This window comes from Parafilimonas terrae, from assembly GCF_900115755.1.
GTDB lineage: Bacteria > Bacteroidota > Bacteroidia > Chitinophagales > Chitinophagaceae > Parafilimonas > Parafilimonas terrae.
Genome location: NZ_FOXQ01000003.1, coordinates 317,920 through 334,029, shown reverse-complemented (window position 1 = coordinate 334,029; position 16,110 = coordinate 317,920). Strand labels below are relative to the sequence as shown.

Annotated in this window: 8 protein-coding genes; 3 read left to right on the top strand and 5 right to left on the bottom strand. The window is 39.0% G+C overall.

The features are described from left to right. Window positions 1–10: 10 nt before the first annotated feature. The 5 genes from asnB to BM015_RS07715 are packed head-to-tail and all read right to left on the bottom strand — an operon-like array spanning window position 11 to window position 5,538. The gene (asnB, locus tag BM015_RS07735) at window positions 11–1,915 is read right to left on the bottom strand and encodes an asparagine synthase (glutamine-hydrolyzing) (protein WP_090656989.1); all 1,905 of its coding nucleotides are present in this window, start codon (window positions 1,913–1,915) and stop codon (window positions 11–13) included. Further along, window positions 1,903–2,817, bottom strand: a complete 915-nt coding sequence (locus tag BM015_RS07730) for a glycosyltransferase family 2 protein (protein ID WP_090656987.1) — start codon at window positions 2,815–2,817, stop codon at window positions 1,903–1,905. The genes asnB and BM015_RS07730 overlap by 13 nt, the downstream gene beginning before the upstream one ends. Continuing rightward, window positions 2,814–4,019 carry a glycosyltransferase family 2 protein gene (locus BM015_RS07725; protein WP_090656985.1) on the bottom strand — a complete coding sequence of 402 codons (1,206 nt, stop codon included), beginning with the start codon at window positions 4,017–4,019 and terminating at the stop codon, window positions 2,814–2,816. The genes BM015_RS07730 and BM015_RS07725 overlap by 4 nt, the downstream gene beginning before the upstream one ends. Continuing rightward, window positions 4,012–5,127: a sugar transferase gene (locus BM015_RS07720; protein ID WP_090656983.1), complete on the bottom strand. Its 1,116-nt coding sequence runs from the start codon at window positions 5,125–5,127 to the stop codon at window positions 4,012–4,014. The genes BM015_RS07725 and BM015_RS07720 overlap by 8 nt, the downstream gene beginning before the upstream one ends. 6 nt (window positions 5,128–5,133) lie before the next feature. Continuing rightward, window positions 5,134–5,538 carry a response regulator gene (locus BM015_RS07715; RefSeq protein ID WP_090656981.1) on the bottom strand — a complete coding sequence of 135 codons (405 nt, stop codon included), beginning with the start codon at window positions 5,536–5,538 and terminating at the stop codon, window positions 5,134–5,136. A gap of 156 nt (window positions 5,539–5,694) precedes the next feature. Between BM015_RS07715 and BM015_RS07710 the strand changes: the two genes are divergently transcribed. The 3 genes from BM015_RS07710 (at window position 5,695) to BM015_RS07700 (ending at window position 15,994) form a co-directional block, all read left to right on the top strand. After that, complete coding sequence (locus tag BM015_RS07710) at window positions 5,695–6,879, top strand: glycosyltransferase family 2 protein (protein ID WP_090656979.1); 1,185 nt, start codon at window positions 5,695–5,697, stop codon at window positions 6,877–6,879. A 178-nt stretch (window positions 6,880–7,057) separates the two neighbouring features. Continuing rightward, entirely contained in the window at window positions 7,058–13,786 is a 6,729-nt protein-coding gene (locus tag BM015_RS07705) for a fibronectin type III domain-containing protein (protein WP_177191850.1), read from the top strand. Between the two features lie 18 nt (window positions 13,787–13,804). Beyond that, window positions 13,805–15,994, top strand: coding sequence for a GumC family protein (locus BM015_RS07700; protein ID WP_090656976.1), 2,190 nt, complete (start codon window positions 13,805–13,807; stop codon window positions 15,992–15,994). Window positions 15,995–16,110 lie beyond the last annotated feature (116 nt).

Below are 16,110 nucleotides of genomic sequence, written 5' to 3'. Positions count from 1 at the left end.
AGCCATATTGTTAAGCGGCGTTTTTGCACCACTTTTCATACCATAATTGAAATACTAAAATGTTCCATACTTTCTGGTAAGTTACCCGCTTGCCCTGCAGGTAATCTTTGCTTAATTTCATAACAGGGCCATTATTGAACAGGCCTGTTTCATTAAGCTTTTCTTCGCTCAAATAATAATTAATCTTTTCTTTCAGCTCATCTTTAAACCAAACGGTTAATGGCGCAATAAAAGGCATTTTCGGCCTGTCCATTAATTCCTTTGGAACGTACTTGTGCACGATTTGCTTAAGAATATATTTGTTAGTATGGTTGCGTATTTTTAAATGTGCAGGAAGCTGCGCAACAAATTCAATGATGCGGTGATCCAGCATTGGCTCACGGCCTTCAAGCCCTACGGACATTGTGGCGCGGTCAACTTTTACAAGATTATTATCAACCAAAAATGTTTGATAATCTATAGCCAGTAATTTGTTGAGAGAATTTACATCGCCGGATAGTTTGCAGCCGCTTTCAAAATTTGTTTTGTAGCCTTCATATTTATGTTTCAGAAAAACATCTGCTTCTTCTTCAGTTATATATTGGCTGATATATTTCATGGCGGCAGCCGGCGTTTTCTCTTTCCAGATGTTCTGCATCTTTTTATAACGCGTGGCAAAATTGTACTGCCTGTTGAAATATGGAATATGTTCAGGATTAATGTAAGACATTACATTCCCGAAAAGCGATTGCATAAAATAAGGTACAGACTCTGTATAACGGATTGATTGATTAAACTTGTTATAACCGGCAAACACTTCATCGCCGCCATCGGCAGAAAGTGAAACTTTTACATGCTGGCTTGCAAGCTTGCTCACCAAGGCTGTTGGCACAACAGAATTGTCAGCAAAAGGCTCATCATAAATTTCAGGCAGCTTATGAAAAACATCTGCTGCATCCGCAGCGGTTATATACCATTCATGATGGTCTGTGCCAAGATATGCTGCAATCTTTTTTGCTTCAGGCGCTTCGTTAAAAGCTGCTTCTTTATAACCTATGGTAAAGGTTTTTAATTTTTCTGTCCTGTTTTTTTGAAGAATGGCAGCAACACTTGTACTGTCATAACCGCCGCTTAAAAATAAACCAACCGGAACGTCGGCTACCATGCGGTATTCGTAAGAAGAGATAAGCAATTTTTCCACCTCATCAATGGCCTCCTGTTCAGAAATATCAAGGGTGGGTTTATTATAATAATTACATACATCCCAATACCTGGTTTCCGTTATATTTTTTGTTGCCAGTGACAGCTTAAGATAATGTGCCGGTTTTAATTTGAATGTATTTTTAAAGATTGTATGCGGCGCCGGAATATAGCTGTATTGAAGAAACAGCGAAAGACTGTTTACATCAACTTCCTTTTGAAAAGATGGATGCTGGTGCAGGCTTTTTAATTCTGATGCAAAAAGCAAAATATTATTATTCCAATAATAATATAAAGGTTTTACGCCGGCCCTGTCCCTGCATATCGTTACTTCATTTTTAGCTGAATCATAAATAATATATGCAAACATGCCGATGAATTTGTTTACAACAGCATCGCCCCATTTGTGATAACCTTTTAAAATAACTTCTGTATCTGATGTTGAATGAAAAGAATAACCAGCTTTTATAAGTTCTTCCCGGATAGAATTGTAGTTGTATATCTCGCCATTAAAAATCAAGCTCAGGTTTTCAAAATGCATGGGCTGGCGGCCATTAGCAGAAAGATCAATGATTGATAATCTTCTTTGCCCCAAACCTATGGAAGCATAAGGGTTATCGATTATTTCATAACCGGCATCGTTCGGGCCACGATGTATTAATGCATCCGTCATCTTCTGCAATACAGATGCAGATGTGTTTTTATTGAAGTCGAAGAAGCCGGCTATTCCGCACATAATTCAATTTTTTTAAGGTTACGATTTGATAAATTCCATGCAACGCCTTTCCAAAATGCTTTTAAATGATCTGTTTCTTTCTTTAATAAATAGCCAACAGTATTTTTAGGTAAAGTGAAAAAGGTGTAGTAAAAAGCAAATCCTAAAAACGAAATGCCTTTTACATTCCTGCGCATGAATAATATCCTGTTCCTGTTAAGGTAAAAAGTTTTTAAAGTGCTGGTTTTACCAACTGTCATTGATTCCTTATGATAGATTAATGATTTGTACTGGTAATAGATATTGAACCCTTTCTTCTTTATTTGTTCGCACCAGTCAAATTCCTCGTAATATAGAAAATAAACTTCAGGCATCGGGCCAACTTCTTCAATCACGCGCCTGGAAACCATCATACCGCCGCCGTGGCCATAGTTGGTTTTTGATATAGTATCATATTGACCTTCATCTTTTGTGCGGCAACCTATCATGCTGTTTCTTGCCGTGAAAGTGTTAACCGCATTATAGCCCGCAAATTCAATAGTGCCCGGAGCATAATAATAATGGAACTTTGGACTTACAACGCCGGCATCAGGATAATCGCGGAATATTTCAAGCAAGCCGCCGAGTATGGTTGGCGTTAATTCAGTATCGTTGTTTACAAAAAATAAATAATCGCCTTTTGCCTGTTTAATGCCGAGATTATTACCGCCTGCAAAACCAAGGTTTTTATCGCTTAGAATAATTTTAACCGAAGGAAGAATGCTTTTAAGTTTTTCTGCAGGATTTTCTTTTGAAGCATTGTCAACAACGATCACTTCAATATTGGTATATTCAAGACAAAGAACCGACCGCAACAAAGCTGCAGTAATATCGGCATTGTTATAATTGATGGTAATAATTGATATGAGCGGCTTATTTGTCATTTAGCTTTAAACAAAGGATTACTTACTTCATTTTTTGTATGAGCAGTATGAATAAAAACGTTTTTTGCTTTTTTTATTGTGAACAATGAAACGATCATCATGCATATTGCCTTTGGAAGGTGCAATGCTGCGCTGAATAAATTTTTATTTATCAATTGCTTTGGTAAGGCTATTGCAAGCGTTATAAAATATAAAATGCTGATGCCCGTAAATACATAAAAAATAGTTGCTGGCTGAAAGAAATAACTCAATACAGTTAATACAAACAATGCAAAAATTAAAAGCACCCGTGGCGGAACAACATTATTTAATACTGCAAGATTAAAATAGCTGAAGTTGCCTTTGAAAAGCTGCTGAATGCCCGGTACAAAAAATTGTTTTAAATAAACAAACTGGCTGAGCAGCCATCTTTTCCGCTGGTGCTTGAAGGCATTAGGGTTATCTATCTTTTCATCAAAAACCAATGCGTTTTCCAGGTATTTAATTTTTATACCGCTTTCCACAACTTTTAACTGAAGCGGTTTGTCAAAGCCGCTTACTGCTTCAATTTCGTGCAAAATATTTTTCAGGAAATCGAATTCAAAAGCCATTCCTGAACCAATTACTGCAGAAGAAAGGCCCAATGCATTAGCGCCTTTCCTGAATATATGGTTATTGATAGCTTCGCTGCAGCCATCAAGCACGGCAAATTTTGTATCAGCATTTTTAGCAACGCGCTTTGCCTGTACAGCTTTTTCACCGTTTACGAATTCGTAATTCACCTGCCTTAAAAAATCTTCAGCCAATAAATTATCAGCGTCACAAATCAATGCTATGTTGTAGTGTTGTGTAATGCTTTGAAAGGCCGCATTCAGCGATTTTGTTTTGGTGCTGTTTTCAAACGAAACTTCAATAACGTTTAAATCAAGTTCTTTTAACCGGGTAATTGTGCCCGGCTGAAAAGAATCTGCTATTATATATATATCGTACCAGTTTTTCGGATAATCCAGTTTGAGCAGGTTTGCTGCTGTTGACAAAATAATATTGTCTTCTTTGTAAGCAGGTACCAAAACGGCTATGCGGCTTACCGGAACAGAAAAATTTGAATTACTTTCTTTTTTGCTTATTAAACCTGCAAGGGAAAAAATAAAGAAATAAAATACTGAAAGCCCGCAGTAAATTAAAAAAATGAGGAATAATATGTTAATCGCTATATCAAACATTGCTTTTCAGTATTAATTCTTTTGGCGTTTTAAGCATAATTTTTAAATCAAACAGAAAGGAGGACTTTTCAGCATAATCAATATCCATTGCAATTCTTTCGTCGGTGGTAAGATTAACGTTTGACCTGCCTTTAACCTGCCATAATCCAGTAATGCCGGCTGTGGCAAAAAAACGTTTGGCCGATTTATCAACAGTAATAGTTTGTGCCTCGTACAAGGGCAATGGCCTGTTGCCAACAATGCTCATATCGCCTTTTAAAACATTTATGAGCTGCGGCAATTCATCAAGGCTGGTTTTGCGAAGTATTCTTCCCACACGGGTAACCCTCGGATCGTCTTTCAATTTAAAAAAGAAAGATGTTTTATTATCTCTGTATTCATTCATATATTTCAGGTCGTGGATCATGCTGTCTGCATTTGCTACCATTGTCCTGAACTTATAAAATGAAAAAACCCTGTACCATCTCCCTGCCCGCTTGGAAATATAAAAAACCGGCCCCCTGGTTTCTAATTTAATAGCAATTGCAATAAGAATTAAAATAGGAGAAACAAGTAATAATAAAAGTGAAGACAATACGATATCAAGTGTTCTTTTAAAAGTGTAATTAAAACCTTTGTATTCAAAGCCCGGTTGTGCTGCGTCCGGTTTGTAAGGCAATTTATTTTTTAAAAGCTTGTATTTTTTAAGAATTTCAATCTTATCATTCAGGTCTGCTGATGAAATATTGCCTGTTATTATATCATCAAAACCTTTGAGGCTGTTTAAAAGAGCAGCACTATCTGCTTTTTCATGAAAGCTTAACAACAAAAGCGGGATGTTGTTAATCACCTGTTTGCTGTTCAATATGCTGGTAAGTTCGGCTATACTTTTTTTGTTTAATGCGGCATCGCATATTATAGCATCGAAAGAATAGACCTTGTTTGACAGGATAATTTCCTTTGCAGTAAAGATATCTTCCGCTGCATTAATGTACACGCTTTGTGAAAAGGCTTTTTCTGCAGCAGCAGATGAAGCAGACAATATTACCAGCAGGTTAAGATCAGGCCGGTTAGGACCTGCTTCCGCAGTTTCATTCAGGCTTATTTCATTATTAAATATACCGTTCATAGGGGATTAGTTTTCATTGCATGATTGGATACCGTACTTGTTCAGAATGCTCGTTTCAACCAGGTTTTGAAGCTGAAGCGGATCAAAAGGCTTATGTAGCATTGTTGAAAAAAGAGAATTATGGGGCAATGCCGCATTTTTAGAACCGGATAATACTATTACAGGGATATGTTTGTAAACAACGCTTGTGGAAAGATGTTTGATAAGCTGATACCCATCAATGTTCTCCATAAAAATATCGGTTATAATCAAATCCGGGCAAACTCCCCTGGTAAGATGGTCAATTGCTTCAACGCCGTCGCAGGCTGTATAAACAATATACTTTTTTTCAAAAAGCTTTTTCAGCAGTAAAACCATGACTTCATCATCATCTATAATCAAAAGGGTATTCTTTGAAACGAGATTCCACATTGGTACGAACTTTAATAGGCTAAAATTACTTCTGCCTGCCTGCCCCCAATCTTTGAAATTGGTAAACGTTAAAGAAATGCTCGGGAACGCAAAAAAACATCAAGCTAAATTTTAAGGGAAATAGGAGAAATAACTGATTGAGTATAAATTGCAAATATGATTGTATGGCAATATATTTTTTTTATAGGAAGCTTTCTATTCTTTTTCAATTATATTGGATATGCTGTAATCGTTTATTTCTTTAATAAAATTGGCGCTGGTTATAAAGCTGTAAATACAGGTAATTTTTATCCTTCGGTATCATTTATTGTAGCGGCTTATAATGAAGAAGACATAATTGAAGAAAAAATACTCAATACGCTAAAGCTGGTATATCCCGAATCAAAGATTGAATTCATCTTTATTACAGATGGCTCTGCTGATAATACGGCATCGGTTATTCAAAAGTATCCCGGTATTAAACTGTTGCACCAGCCTGAAAGAAAGGGCAAATCTGCAGCCCTTAACAGGGCTGTTGCTGCCGCACAGAATGATATATTAATAATGAGCGATGCCAATACTTTTTTGAATACAGATGCTATAAAATATATAGCGTCTCATTATGAAGACAGCAAGGTTGGCGGCGTGGCAGGCGAAAAAAGAGTGGTTCAGCCGGAAGGAGATGAGGGAAATGTTGGAAACAGGGAAGGGCTTTATTGGAAATATGAGTCGTTCTTAAAAAAGATCGATTCTGATTTTTATTCTGTAGTGGGCGCTGCCGGTGAATTGTTCTCCGTAAGAAGAGCGTTATATGAACCTGTTGACAGCGCGGTTATCCTGGACGATTTTATAATCTCATTGAAAACAGCACAAAAAGGCTTCAGGATTATGTACGAGCCAAGCGCTTATGCTACGGAGTTTGCATCTGTGTCAATAGAAGACGAAAGAAAAAGAAAGATACGCATTGCAGCAGGCGGTTTCCAGGCAATTAAAATGCTTACGCCTTTATTAAAGTTTTGGAAACATCCGCGGCTTACGTTTTTGTATGTATGCCATAGAGTAATGCGCTGGTGCATAAGCCCGCTTTGCCTTATTTTGGTTTTTATATCAAACCTTGCCATCATTGTAAAGGGCGGCGGTTATTTTTATATCGTTTGCTTTATAATGCAGGTTGTTTTTTACATTACGGCATTTGCATCTCCGTATATACCTTCAAATTCCAAACTAAAGCCATTAAAAGCAGCCGGGTATTTTGTATTTATGAATGTATCTGTGATACAGGGCTTTTTCCGGTTTGTCTCAAAAAAGCAGGCTTCAACCTGGGAAAAGGTAAAACGTGCCCCGCTGAAGGCAGGCGCATGAAAATGTATAATAAAACAGAACAACTGCTAATATTTAAAGTGCTGCTTAAAAGGTTCATATCTTAGTTTTTTGCATTTACGAACAAAATTTGATGTTTTACCAATTCAGTTACTGCATTCATCCCCGTGTATTTAATTTTAAAAAATTTTTCTTAATCACCGTGCCACAAAAGCTAAATATGCAAAAGGTTTACTCTTTTCTCATTTTCCTGGTTATTTTAATCAGTTCTAACTGCGTCTCTGCTCAATCAGTTTTGAATCCTGCTGATCCTGTTATTACTTACAACCAAAGCAGCCCACCTGCCCAGCCAACCTGGGGCCAGATAGGAAAGTGGGTAAGAACAAAACGCCTTGGATGGAATACTGATTCATACAAGGCATACATCTATAAAGGATGTGCATTCCGTTTAAAGTTTCCCAAAACTTATAACCCAACTGCCAATGATGGCAAGAAATATCCAATGCTGGTATTTTTTCATGGTTTGGGAGAAACCGGGAGTATTTATGATAACGAATACCAGCTATACCATGGCGGCGATGATTTTGCTGCTGCGGTAGATAACGGCACGTTTGATGGCTATATACTTTGCATGCAAAGCCAGGGCTTCTGGGGCTCGGGCCAATACCAATATATTACAGAGATTATTGATTATATGGTGACGAATAATAAACTGGACCCTTTCCGCATAAGCGATAACGGTTTGTCAGCCGGCGGACAAGGTACCTGGGAAATGATGTTCGATCATCCCGCTTACATTGCTGCAGCCGTGCCAATGTCATCTGTTTCAATAGGATATAAAGATAATAGCAATGTAAACCAGGCTAAATACACGCCTATATGGCTTGTTCAGGGTGGGTTAGACGGTTCTCCGGCACCTCCCACAGCACAGCAGGTGCGTGATGCTTTTGTTGCGGCTGGAGGAGATTTTAACTATACTGAATATCCGGACCTCGGCCACGGTGTTTGGGACAGGCTTTGGACTGAGCCTGATTTTTATCCCTTTTTATTAAGGGCTTACGGATCTAATCCCTGGCCTTTAACCGGAAGAACAGAGTTTTGCCCTGACGATAATATAAATGTAACGATGGGATTGCCTCCCGGCTTTGATGAATACCAATGGCGTAAAGATGGTGATGTTATAAGCGGAGCCACATCAAACTCTATCTCTGTTACAAGCACAGGCACTTATGATGCCCGTGTAAGAAGAGGTTCTGTATGGTCCGACTGGTCACATACCCCGGTGGTTATAAAAACCAAAACACCCACTGTTCCTCCAACGATTACTGTAGAAAATTTAAGCAGCCCGGCTATTCCTGCCCCTGATGGAAGAAATTCTGTAAATCTTCAGGTGCCAGATAATTATGTGAGTTATAAATGGGTGCTCACAAGTGATGCCGCTACGTCAATAGGCAGCCAAAATGTATTAAACGTAACTCAGCCAGGCAGCTATGCAGTATCTGTTGGTGAATTGTATGGATGTGCCAGCGTTTACTCTGCTCCTTATAAAGTAATAAATGCAAATGGCACAAACGGGCCTGACGCAGCATCCAGCCTTACTGCTTTAGCCTTGTCAAATACGAAAGTGCAGTTAGACTGGTCTGACAGGCCAAATCAAACCTATAATGAAACAGCTTTTGAAATTTATCGTTCAACAAAACCGGGCAATTCTTATAATTATATAGGAAGTGTGCCTGCTGATGTTATTACATTTACAGATTCAGCAGCATTGCCCAATACAACTTACTATTATATTGTACGTGCTATAAATAATAATGCTGCTTCAGGTTTATCAAATGAAGCCAGTGCAACCACTTTAACCGACAATGTTCCGCCTTCTGCTCCGGCAAACCTGCACGTGGTTTCAGTTACAAGCACATCGGTGTCCATTGCCTGGGATGCAGCAACTGATAATGTTGGAATAAACAGGTATGATATTTTTGTGAATGGCGTAAAAACCTATACTACAGATAAAACTACTGTTACTGCTAATGGCCTTGATAACGGAACACAATATGTTTTCTATGTGAAGGCAAGGGATATAAGCGGTAACTATTCAACTCAAAGCAACCAGGTAAGTGCATTTGCTGCCTTGCAGGGACTTAATTATAAATATTATGAAGGCTCATGGTCTGTACTGCCTGATTTTAATACCCTCACACCTGTTAAAACAGGAATAAGTACCAATTTTGACCTGTCTGTAAGAAACAGAGATGATCAGTTTGGCCTTGTTTGGCAAGGCTATATAAAAGTGCCGGTTGCCGGAACTTACAAGTTTGAAACATATTCAGACGATGGCAGCAAATTATGGTTAGGAGCTTATGATGCCAGCGCAACACCGCTGGTGAATAATGATGGTTTGCATGGTACGCAATATGCCAGCGGTACGGTAACGCTGCAACCCGGTATTTACCCAATTTCTGCGGCTTTCTTTGAACAGGGGGGTGGTGAAGTAATGCAGGTTTACTGGACATGCAGTGCCCTATACGGCGATAATAACCGTCATCTTATAACTGATAACTACTTTACAGATAACAACAGCAGCTCTGCAGGCTCAGTTCCGGCTATGCCAACAAATATTACGGCTACGGCGCTTGATTATACAAGGATACAGGTTTCATGGGCTGACAACAGCAATAACGAAACAGGTTTTGAAATATATAGGGCAACCAATCAATCCGGGCCTTACCAGATTGTGAAAACAACTGGTGCAAACGCTACTTCTTATACCGATTCTGCATTAGACGCAGCTACTACTTATTATTATAAAGTAAATGCCGTTAATAATGCCGGGTCATCTTTTGGCGGCGGCTTACAATATTCCTATTATTCAGGCGTATGGAACAATTTGCCAAACTTCAACAGCCTTACGCCGTCAAAAACCGGAACGGTAAATAATGTTACCTTATCGGTTGCAACAAGCACAACCAATTATGCAATAAAGTTTGAAGGATATATTAATATACCGGCAACAGGCCAATATACATTCTATACAAGGTCTGACGACGGAAGTAAGCTATATATTGGCGGCTTTGATGCTGCACACCAGGTTGTGAATAATGATTATTTGCAAGCTGCAACTGAACGTTCCGGAACAGTTACCTTAAATGCGGGAGTATATCCTATTTATATTACATTCTTTCAACAGGGTGGAGACTACGTATTAGAGGCTTCTTACCAGGGGCCAAACATTGCTAAGACTGCTATTCCAGATGCAGCGTTTACCGTTCAACCAGCATTTGCAACAACAGCAAATCTGCCCGGTGCACCTGCAGTGGCAACTAACGTAAAGGCAGTTGTAAAATCTTCTTCTGTAATTGCACTTACCTGGAAAGATAATGCAACGAATGAGGTTGCCTATAAAATTTACAGGTCTGTGAATGACAGCCTGAATTTTAAACTGCGCAGTACATTGCCCGCAAACACTGTTGCCTATAATGATTCTTCGCTGTTTGCTCACACAACATACTATTATAAGGTATATACAGTAGGTGTTGGCGATGCTGCCTCACAATCGGCAGCAATTTTCAAAAAAACAAAAAATAACTCACCGGTTTTGAATGAATTAGAAAGCAGAAGCGTGCGTTATGGTATTACTACCACAATATCCGTGTCTGCAATAGACGCTGATAATGATTCATTAGCTTTTTCATTTATAAATAAACCGGCTTTTGTTACCAAAAAGGTTGATGGAAGAGATGCTATAATTCTAACATTAAAGCCTAAAGTTGCCCAGCAAGGTGAGTATAGTAATTTTAAAATTGTAGTAAATGATAAAAACGGTGGAAAAGACACTGCCGATTTTACTTTCACTGTTAATGATAATTACGATCCAACAATTGATTCAATACCGGATTATGCAGTTGCTGAAAACGGCAGCCTGGCAATTAACTTAAATGGCCATGACCAGAATGCCGGCGACTCTTTAAGCTGGACTGTAGCCAACGCGCCGGATAATTTTACGATAGTTGCTGTGAATAAGCTAAATGCACAACTCCAGTTGCATCCAACTTATGCGGCGGCAGGTTCTTATACGGTTAATGTGAAAGCCAGCGATGGCAAGGGCGGCTTTACAACAAGATCATTTAATATAACAATAACCGATAAAGATCCGAACAAAACCATTTATGCAAGGTTTAAAGACGTTGATGATATTGGTACGCCATGGAATAATATAACAGGCGTTACCACGAATAATTTAAAAGATGCAAATGGTAACACTACAACTGTTGGCCTGAACATGCAAACAGGTTGGTATGCAACCAGCAACGGTGGCCCTGAAACTGGTAATAATTCTGGCATTTACCCGGATGCGGTGCTGAAAGATTACTATTATTTTGGAATTTTCGGCGGCCCTGAAACAGTTGATGTTCAGGTAACAGGTCTTGATACGGCATTAAAATACACCTTTACTTTCCTCTCTGCAAGTTCATGGCCGGGTGCTGCGGATAATGGCACAACAACTTTTACAATTGGTAACCAAACGGTTTCTCAATATGTGCAGGGTAATACGCAACAAACTGTTTCAATCGGCGGTTTGAAAGCGAATGCAGACGGAACAATTACGTTTACTATGGCTAAAGGAGATGCCAATACACCAGTTGGTTATATTAATGCCTTAGTTATTAATTCAATTTTGGATGATGGTACCGCGCCAATTACGCCAACGTCATTGATTGCCGATGGCACAGGCAGCGGCGTGCAACTATCCTGGAATGATCTTGCATATAATGAAGATAATTTCAAAATTTACCGCTCTGCTGCACAAAGCTCAGGTTATGTGTTAATCAATACCGTTGCCGCTAATGCAACAAGCTATCTTGATACTTCAGCCACAGGCGGTACACAGTATTATTACAAGATACTTGCATCAAACAGTTATGGTAATTCCGGTTATTCAAATGTCGCCGGCATACTAACCGTTAATAAAACACCGGTTTTAAATGCTGTTAGCAATATCATTATTAAGAATGGGACGCAGCAAACAGTGCAGGTTGTTGCCAAAGACGATGCATCAGACCACGTTACTTTAACTGCTTCACAATTGCCATCTTTTGTAACATTTACAGATAATGGTAATGGAACAGGTTCGTTTCAGGTAAACCCTCCAACAGGAACAATCGGTTTCTACCAGGGTATAACTGTTACAGCAAAAGATAATAGCGATTCAACAAGCACAACGAGCTTTAATATTACAGTTACTGATAACACCAGTTCTGTTTATCTAAACTTCTCTGATGGAAGCCTTGCAGATAAACCCTGGAATAATTTAACGGGCTGGCCATCTTCAGGTACTGTATTTAATAATATAAAAGATGCGGATAATAATGCAACTCCAATTACGGTTACATTGGTGAATGGCTTTGAAGGTGTTGTTCCATCTGGTATGAGGCCTGGTAATAATAAAGGCATTTATCCGGATGTTGTAATGCGCACAGGTGAATTTGAAAGTTCAACAACCACAAGAACAATAAGAATATCAGGTTTATCAACAAGTAAATTATACAGCTTTATATTCTTTAACAGCCATGATGATGGTCTGAACGGGACGACCAACTTTACCATTAATGGCCAAACAGTAACGCTTAATGCAACATATAATATTAATAAAACAGTTCAGATAAATGGCGTAGCGCCTAACTCGAGCGGACAGATTACAATTTCTGTAGCAAAAGCCGCCGGTGCTGATTATGCTTTCCTTAGCTCACTTATTATCCAGGCCTATGATAGCCCGGCCACACTGATTAATCCTTCAGGATTAATTGTTACAGCCAATAAGCGCACATCGGTAAGTTTGAGCTGGATAGATAAGTCGTTTGACGAAACAGGCTTTGAAGTATGGAGAGCCGATAGCAGCAACGGAACCTACAAATTAATCAATACCGTTTCTGCCAATACTTCAACTTATACAGATCAGAATCTGGTGCAGAACAAGACTTATTACTATGTAGTCAGGGCCGTGAAGAACACAAATAAATCAGCTTTCTCAAATGTTGCAGTTGCTTATACATTAGCCTATGCTGTTTATATAAACTTTACGCAGGACAGCCTGGCTTCATCACCGTGGTATAATACTGCTGTGCCTCCGCAAAAGGGATATGTATGGGATAATTTTACAGATGAGGCGAATAATCCTTCAAGCATGACTATGACGGAATTGAATTCTTTTGCAGGATTATATGCTGATGGTAATGTAACCGGCAACAACTCCGGCGTATTCCCGGATAAAGTTATTGCACAGAGTTATGGATTGTTCCCAGGCCAGATAGCTTATCTCAAATTAAGCAACCTTAATCTTAATATGAACTATGATCTTACATTCTTTGCAAGTTCAAGGGCATGGGGAGATGTAAATGTTGCTTATACTGCAAATGGTAAAACGGTGTTGTTAAATACATCTTTAAACACGAAGGGCACGGTTACAGCTTACGGCATAAGGCCTGATGAAAATGGTGAGATTAATATTACCATTGCACCGGGCACCTCAACATCGCAATTTGGTTTGATAGGGGCGATGATAGTTCAGGCTTACAGCGATCCTGTGTTAACGCTGCCTTCTTCATTACCGCAACAACAGTCGGCAATTGCCTCGGCAAGCGCTAAAAAGATAACTGAAGTTAGCGTTAACGAACTAAAAAGCAGCTTTGACAACTTAACCGCTTACCCTAATCCTTTCAGCAGTAATTTTACGCTGTCGTTTAATTTACCGGCAAAGGATAATGTGGACGTTGAGATTTACGATTTAAGCGGCAAACTTTTATATCAAAATCGTTTCTTAAACCTGTTTAAAGGAAATAACTCGGTTACGATTAAGCCCCGTAATGGCCTTTCTTCCGGCATATATATGGTTAAACTTACAGCGCTTAATGCAAAAACCAGTGAAACAATAAGAGTGACGAAACAGCATTAACAATAAATAAAAACTTGTATGGATTTCGTTTACCTGCTAAGGGTTTTGTTGAAGAGAAAATGGATAATAGTAGGTTCTGCTATTCTGGCTGCATTCATAGCCTGGTTTTTTACTAAAGACCAGCCATTGGAGTATCGCTCTATTGCGCAGGTATCAACGGGCTTTACTACCAATGATGTTGTAAGCGTGAACGGAGAAAATAATTTCTTTGAGGCTGATACGAAATTCAATAATGCAATTGTAACATTTACTTCGCCAACGGTTATGAGCCTGTTGTCGTACAGTGTTATTCTCCATGATCTTGAAAATCCATCACAAGCTTTCAGGCAATTAACGAACGAACAGAAACAGTCTGATGTTTATAAAGCTGTAGATATAAATCATGCAAAGGAAGTTTTCAATGGAAAACTTAACTCCATGAGCGTGCTTACATCTTATAAGCCAGAAGAGAAAAAGCTGATTGAGTTTTTGCGGTTATACGGTTATGATTATGGTTCACTGGCCAGCAGCCTGAATGTTTACAGGCTTGAAAGAACAGATTATATACAAATAGACTACAGGTCTGAAAATCCTGAGCTGTCGGCGTTTATCGTTAATAATGTTTATAAAGACTTTGTACGTTATTATAAATTTATTCGCACCGAACGAACTTCAGAATCTATAGACACATTGCAGAGTTTGCTGGAAAGGAAAAGGCAGGACCGGATGGAAGCTAATCAGAAAATCGCTTCAACCGGGTTGATGAATGTGGAAGATGCCAATAAAAGCAGTTTTGACTTAATAAGCAGCCTGCAGCAAACACTTGATGAAGAGCAGGATAAATTAGCCACGAGCCAGATAGCCCTAAGAAGCGTTAACAAACAACTGGGCAATGCCGGCAGCCCGGCAGCCACCGTTGATAACAGCGAAGTGCTTAAGCTGCGCAACCAGATGAATGCTGCTAACCAGGAATACCTGAATAGCGGCTCTACAGACCAGGATGCATTGAACAGGTATAATAATTTAAAAGAGCAATATCAGAACAAGATAAAATCTGTGGGCGCTGCAACAGGCGGCAGCCCGTCATTGCTTGATAAATCTACTTTGCTGCAAAGAAAAGGCGACCTGGAAATAGATATTGAAGCAGCAAAATTGCATATAGCTTCACTCCAGGGGAAAATTAACCAGTTGAAGGGCAGTGTTAGCAACGCCGCAACCAGGAGCGCCCAGGCTCAAAGTCTATCAAAAGATGCAGATCTTTCTGATAAGGAATACCTTGACCTTCTGCAGAAATATAATACGGCCGTAGATCAGAGCAATGCTGCTGTAAATAATTTCCGGCAGATACTGGTTGGCCAGCCCGCAATTGAACCGGAGCCATCAAAACGCTTCCTGATAGTGGGCATGGCTGGCATGGCTGTACTGGTTTGTTCAATTTTAATTATAGTGTTTCTTACATACCTTGATGCGTCTATAAAAACGCCCACTATATTCTCCCGCATTGTAAACCTTAAGTTATTAGCCCTTATAAATTTTACCAATCTTAAAAATAAAGATATAGCGCAGGTTGTTGCCAATACATCAACAACAACAGATAAGCTGGAAAAGAACCGCGAAAACAAGTTCAGGGAATCACTTAGAAAGTTCAGGTATGAAGTGGAGAACAGCGGCAAAAAAGTTTTTCTTTTTACCAGCACAAAAAAAGGCCAGGGTAAAACAACTTTAATCCAGGCTTTATCTTACAGTTTAAGCCTGAGTAAAAAGAAAGTATTGATAATTGATACAAACTTTTGCAATAATGACCTTACCGTTCAGTTAAATGGCACGCCGGTTTTAGAAAAAATTATTGCAGATGATGCAGATGATAAGTTAATTGAAGAAATTCAAAATGCTTCTGTAGATGTGCGTACAGGAATGATTTATGTAATTGGTTGCAGCGGCGGAGATTATACGCCTTCAGAAGTACTGCCGGCAAAAAACCTGTTGCAGCATTTACAGAAATTAACATCGGTATATGATTATATTTTTCTTGAAGGCCCGCCACTTAATGATTTTTCAGACAGTAAAGAATTAGCTCAATATGTTGATGGCATTATAGCTATTTTTTCTGCAAGGCAGGCCATCAAGCAGATTGATAAAGAATCAATAAAATTTTTCAAAAACTTAAACGGTAAATTCTGCGGCTCTGTTTTAAATAAGGTTCAGTTAGAAACCCTGAACGACGCCTGATCAATTATTTTATAATTTAATTCCTATGACAATGACCAGGAGAAAAGTATCAATTCACGAAAAAATAGTAACACTTGCGGCAGCCGCCATACTGGTTTATATTTTCCTGAAAATAT